At 65.1% G+C, this 5,732-nt stretch carries 7 protein-coding genes; all 7 read left to right on the forward strand.

From position 1 onward, the window contains the following. Window positions 1-104: 104 nt before the first annotated feature. The 7 genes from ACFWPJ_RS22660 (at window position 105) to ACFWPJ_RS22690 (ending at window position 5,578) form a co-directional block, all read left to right on the forward strand. Window positions 105-1,340 carry an alkane 1-monooxygenase gene (locus tag ACFWPJ_RS22660; RefSeq protein WP_378854357.1) on the forward strand — a complete coding sequence of 412 codons (1,236 nt, stop codon included), beginning with the start codon at window positions 105-107 and terminating at the stop codon, window positions 1,338-1,340. Further along, window positions 1,337-1,510: a rubredoxin gene (locus tag ACFWPJ_RS22665; RefSeq protein ID WP_378854359.1), complete on the forward strand. Its 174-nt coding sequence runs from the start codon at window positions 1,337-1,339 to the stop codon at window positions 1,508-1,510. The genes ACFWPJ_RS22660 and ACFWPJ_RS22665 overlap by 4 nt, the downstream gene beginning before the upstream one ends. Beyond that, entirely contained in the window at window positions 1,507-1,689 is a 183-nt protein-coding gene (locus ACFWPJ_RS22670) for a rubredoxin (protein WP_378854361.1), read from the forward strand. The genes ACFWPJ_RS22665 and ACFWPJ_RS22670 overlap by 4 nt, the downstream gene beginning before the upstream one ends. Beyond that, window positions 1,686-2,354, forward strand: coding sequence for a TetR family transcriptional regulator (locus ACFWPJ_RS22675; protein ID WP_378854363.1), 669 nt, complete (start codon window positions 1,686-1,688; stop codon window positions 2,352-2,354). Before ACFWPJ_RS22670 ends, ACFWPJ_RS22675 begins: the two co-directional genes overlap by 4 nt. A gap of 185 nt (window positions 2,355-2,539) precedes the next feature. Then, on the forward strand, window positions 2,540-3,634 hold the full coding sequence (locus tag ACFWPJ_RS22680) for an alkane 1-monooxygenase (protein WP_378854365.1): 1,095 nt from the start codon (window positions 2,540-2,542) through the stop codon (window positions 3,632-3,634). Window positions 3,635-3,713: 79 nt separating this feature from the next. Next, the gene (gene ahcY, locus ACFWPJ_RS22685) at window positions 3,714-5,195 is read left to right on the forward strand and encodes an adenosylhomocysteinase (RefSeq protein ID WP_378854367.1); all 1,482 of its coding nucleotides are present in this window, start codon (window positions 3,714-3,716) and stop codon (window positions 5,193-5,195) included. 143 nt (window positions 5,196-5,338) lie between these two features. After that, a complete protein-coding gene (locus tag ACFWPJ_RS22690; RefSeq protein ID WP_378854369.1) occupies window positions 5,339-5,578 on the forward strand; it encodes a hypothetical protein in 240 nt (79 codons plus the stop codon). The last annotated feature ends 154 nt before the right edge of the window (window positions 5,579-5,732 follow it).

Below are 5,732 nucleotides of genomic sequence, written 5' to 3' on the forward strand. Positions count from 1 at the left end.
AATCTGCAGAATTGTCTAGACGCCGGACAGATCCGAACATATCGTCTGTGACAGAGGGTTACGTACATCACAGGTGTGAGCTGTGTCGCAGGATGGAGACAATGATGTCGACCGATGCCAACGCGTCCGAACAGCGGGTGGCGCCCCCGCAGTGGCGCGATTCCAAGCGCTATCTCTGGTTGTGGGGCCTGTTCGCCCCGACCGGCCTGTTCACCATCGGAATCCCGCTGATCTGGGGGATCAACCAGCTCGGCTGGCACCGGCTCGCGGAAGTCCCGTTCTGGCTCGGGCCGATCCTGGTGTACATCATCATTCCGCTGGCCGATCTGTTCTTCGGTCCCGACGGCAACAATCCGCCGGACGAGGTGATGGAGTACCTGGAGAACGACAAGTACTACCGGTACCTGACCTACCTGTACCTGCCGTTCCAGTACGCCTCGCTGATCTTCGCCTGCTACGTCATCTCCGCCGACAACCTGCACTGGCTCGGCTTCCCCGGCGGGGCGAACGTGGTCGACAAGATCGGCATCGCGATCAGCGTCGGCATGATCGGCGGCATCGGCATCAACACCGCGCACGAACTCGGCCACAAGAAGGTCCACCTGGAGCGCTGGCTCGCCCGCGTCGCGCTGGCGCAGTCGTTCTACGGGCACTTCTACATCGAGCACAACCGCGGGCATCACGTCCGCGTCGCCACGCCGGAGGATCCGGCCAGCGCCCGCATCGGCGAGACCTTCTGGTCGTTCTGGCCGCGCACGGTGGTCGGCAGTTTCCGCTCGGCCTGGCATCTGGAGAAGGAGCGTCTGCACCGGCTCGACAAGAGCCCGTGGACGTTGCGCAACGACGTGCTCAACGCCTGGGCGATGTCGGTGGTGCTGTGGCTGGGACTGATCGCGGTCTTCGGCATCGAGGTGCTGCCGTATCTGATCCTGCAGGCCGTCGTCGGGTTCAGCCTGCTCGAGTCGGTGAACTACCTGGAGCACTACGGCCTGGTCCGGCAGAAGACCGCCCGCGGACGTTACGAGCGGCCCGCGCCAGAGCACAGCTGGAACAGCGACCACATCGTCACCAACATCTTCCTGTACCACCTGCAGCGGCACAGCGATCACCACGCGTACCCGACCCGGCGCTATCAGACACTGCGCAGCTGGGACGGCGCCCCGAACCTGCCCAGCGGCTACGCGAGCATGATCCTGATCGCCTACTTCCCGCCGATCTGGCGCAGGGTCATGGACAAGCGCGTGCTCGCGCACTACGGCGGCGATGTCACCCGGGCCAATATCGAACCGAAGCGCCGGGACAAGGTACTCGCACAATACGGACAGGAGATGCAGGCATGAGTGCGTACAGGTGCCCGGTCTGTGATTATGTCTACGACGAAACGAAAGGCGCGCCGCGCGAAGGATTTCCGGCGGGCACGGCATGGTCGTCGGTGCCCGACGACTGGTGCTGTCCGGACTGCGGGGTGCGGGAGAAGATCGACTTCGAGGCGGTAGGAGTATCGCGGTGACCGAGTACAAGCTCTACCAGTGTGTGCAGTGCGGTTTCGAGTACGACGAGGCGCAGGGCTGGCCCGATGACAACATCGCCCCCGGCACCAGGTGGGAGGACATTCCCGACAACTGGACCTGCCCGGATTGCGGCGCGGCCAAGTCCGACTTCTTCATGGTCGAGATCGAACGTTCGTGAACGTCGCGGGCACTCCGCGCACCGGATCGCGCATCCCGTACCAGGAGGCGGCGCGGGAACTGCTGCGCATCTCGGTCCTGGACGGGATGCGCGACCTGCTCACCGAGCGTGATTGGTCCAAGATCACCCTCGGTGACGTCGCGGCCAGGGCCGGCGTCAGCAGGCAGACGCTCTACAACGAGTTCGGTTCGCGCGCGGGCCTGTCCCAGGCCTACGCGCTGCGGCTGGCCGACGAGCTCGTCGATCACGTCCGCGAGGCACTCGACGACAACATCGGCGACGCCCGCGCCGCCATCCGGGTCGGCATGACCGGCTTCTTCTTCGCCGCGGCGGCCGATCCGCTGGTGCGCTCGCTGCTGGCCGGGGAGATGAAGCCGGACCTGCTGCGGCTGATCACCCTCGACGCGGGCCCGCTGCTCGAGCACGCCACCGCGCGGCTGGCCCATGTGTTCCAGCACAGCTGGGTGAACGCGACCGACGAGGAGGCCGATGTGCTCGCGCACGCGCTGGTGCGCATCGCGCTGAGTTACATCCCCAATCCGCCGGTGCCCGAACGCGACGCACCGGCGGAGATGAGCGCTCTGCTCAGTCCGTACGTGGAGGCGATCGTGCAGGTACGAGGTCTGCGCACCCCGAACGGTGACGGTGATCACTCCGGCGCGTGAGCGACTCTGATTCGCCACCGTGTAACCATCACCACGTTTGCCGATCTGACTCCGTGTAACGTGTCCACCGTCTGTCAGTATTCACATCGGTTGGCGATTGATCTTTATACAGCGGAGCGGGTGTGCGAACGGTTGGCAAACCGGGGGGTCTTCGTGATCCCAAACGGTATCTCTGGGCTCTAGGGTTGATCGCTCCGGCGTGCGCGCTGTTGCCTTCCCAGCTCGTGTACCACACCAAGGCCGAGGTGCTGTGGTGGATCGGGCCGGTCATCGTGCTCATCGCCATTCCCGTCCTGGACTGGATCGTCGGCGAGGACGGCAACAATCCGCGCGACGAGGACTACGAAGCGCTCTCCGCCGATCGCTACTACCGCTGGTGCACCTACCTGTTCCTGCCGATCCAGCTGATCGGCCTCGTCATCGCCTGCGCGATGTGGGCAGGCAACGATCTCGACCTCGTCGACAAACTCGGATTGGCCGCCACCGTCGGCTTCGTCAGCGGCATCGGCATCAACGCCGCCCACGAATTGGGGCACCGGGTGGAGAGTGCTGAAAGATTGCTGTCGAAGATCGCGCTCGCCCAGTCGGGGTACGGGCACTTCTTCGTCGAGCACAATCGCGGCCATCACGCCAGGGTCGCGACACCCGAGGATCCGGCCAGCGCCCGGCTAGGTGAATCGCTGTGGGAGTTCTTGCCGCGCAGCGTGATCGGCGGCTTCCGCTCGGCGATCCAACTCGAACGCGCGCGCCTGGCCAGACAGCGCCGCGGCTGGTGGAGCACCAAGAACAACATCCTCCAGGCGTGGGCGATGAGTGCGGTGCTCTTCGGTTCGCTGGTGCTGGCGTTCGGTCCGGCGATCCTGCCGTGGCTGGTCCTGCAAGCCGTCATCGGGTTCGGTCTGCTCGAGGCCGTCAACTACGTCGAGCACTACGGGCTGCTGCGCGCCCGCAAGCCCAACGGCCGCTGGGAACGCTGCTCCCCGCGCGACAGCTGGAACAGCGATCGCCTGGTCACCAACATCTTCCTGTTCCATCTGCAGCGCCACAGCGACCATCACGCCAACCCCGGCCGCCGCTATCAGACCCTGCGCAGCAGCAGCGAATCGCCGCAGCTGCCCGCCGGCTACGCCACCATGCTGCTGCTGGCCGCCGTCCCGCCGCTGTGGCGTGCGGTGATGGACCCCAAGGTGGCCGCCCACTACGGCGGCGACCTGACCCTGGCCAATGTCGCGCCGCCCAAGCCGCGGCGTTTGCTGGCCCGATACCGCGCCGCGGCTTGACCGCGGCCTCGTAGGACCGGGGAACGAGCGCGCCCGCACGCGGTAGCCTTGCCTCGGTACTGACTACCAGGAGAGGCTGATGACGACCTCAGAACTTCCCGCGCGCACCGAGCTCACCGCTGACGTCCGCAACGGCATCGATTACAAGGTGGCAGATCTCTCGCTGGCCGAATTCGGCCGCAAGGAGATCCGCCTCGCCGAGCACGAGATGCCCGGCCTGATGGCTCTGCGCCGCGAATACCACGATGTGCAGCCGCTGAAGGGCGCGCGCATCTCCGGATCGCTGCACATGACGGTGCAGACCGCCGTCCTGATCGAAACGCTCGTCGCCCTCGGTGCCGAGGTGCGCTGGGCTTCGTGCAACATCTTCTCCACCCAGGATCACGCCGCCGCCGCCATCGTCGTCGGGCCCAACGGCACCGTCGACGAGCCCAAGGGCACCCCGGTGTTCGCCTGGAAGGGCGAGACGCTGGAGGAGTACTGGTGGGCGGCCGAGCAGATGCTCACCTGGCCCGGCGAGCCCGCCAACATGATCCTCGACGACGGTGGCGACGCGACCATGCTCGTGCTGCGCGGTGCGCAGTTCGAGAAGGCCGGTGTCGTTCCGCCCGAGGACACCGACCACTCGGCCGAGTACAAGGTGTTCCTCAACCTGCTGCGTGAGCGCCTCGAGACCGACAAGACCAAGTGGAGTGTCATCGCCGACTCGGTCAAGGGCGTCACCGAGGAGACCACCACCGGCGTGCTGCGGCTGTACCAGTTCGCCGCCGCGGGTGAGCTGGTGTTCCCGGCGATCAACGTCAACGACTCGGTCACCAAGTCGAAGTTCGACAACAAGTACGGCACCCGCCACTCGCTGATCGACGGCATCAACCGTGGCACCGATGTGCTCATCGGTGGCAAGAAGGTGCTGATCTGCGGTTACGGTGACGTCGGCAAGGGTTGCGCTGAGTCGCTGGCCGGCCAGGGCGCGCGCGTGCAGGTCACCGAGATCGACCCGATCAACGCGCTGCAGGCGCTGATGGACGGCTACGACGTGGTCACCGTCGAGCAGGCGATCTCGCAGGCCGACATCGTCATCACCTCGACCGGCAACAAGGACATCATCACCCTCGAGCACATGAAGGCGATGAAGGACCAGGCCATCCTCGGCAACATCGGTCACTTCGACAACGAGATCGACATGGCCGCCCTGGAGAGCTCGGGCGCGACGCGTCTGAACATCAAGCCCCAGGTCGACCTGTGGACCTTCGACTCGGGCAAGGCGATCATCGTCCTGTCCGAGGGCCGCCTGCTGAACCTGGGCAACGCCACCGGCCACCCCTCGTTCGTCATGTCGAACAGCTTCTCCAACCAGGTCATCGCGCAGATCGAACTGTGGACCAAGCCGGAGGAGTACGACAACGAGGTCTACCGCCTGCCCAAGCACCTCGACGAGAAGGTCGCCAAGATCCACGTCGAAGCCCTCGGCGGCACCCTGACCAAGCTCACCAAGGACCAGGCCGAATACATCGGCGTGGACGTGGAAGGCCCGTACAAGCCGGACCACTACCGCTACTGAGCAACAGCAATCCCGGTGGCCGCCGGCGCCTCACGGTGTCGGCGGCCGCTGTTTTCTCCGGGGAAGTACGGCGCTCATCCGTGCTACGCTCGAATTGCGGCCGCTGAAAAGTTAGTTCCAGCAACACATTTCGAGGTGGGGTAATGAAATCGCTGTTTCGCATGGGACTTGTGGCTGCCGCTGCCGGTATTGGCTGCACGATGATCGCCGGACCGGCTCATGCCGATGTCTGGCGTGATCAGGTGTGCGGCCACGGGTATCACTACGGCAAGGTCGTCGACATCAACGGACAGCGGTGGAAGATCGAAGGCGAGACGGGCAACGGGCAGGCGTACATCCTGCGCGACAGTTACGGCCGGACGTACCAGGTCAACTGCACATAGACCGCAACTGAGTCTCTGCACGAAACGGGGGGGCGGCCGCCCATCCCGGGGGGGGGGCCCCGGCGGGTTGCGGGCGGGGGGGGTTTAAAAAAAACACCCCCCCCCAACACAGAATATAAAATGTGGGGTTTTTAAAAAAAAATAACCCACCAGG

This window comes from Nocardia sp. NPDC058497, assembly GCF_042720195.1.
Taxonomy (GTDB): Bacteria; Actinomycetota; Actinomycetes; order Mycobacteriales; family Mycobacteriaceae; genus Nocardia.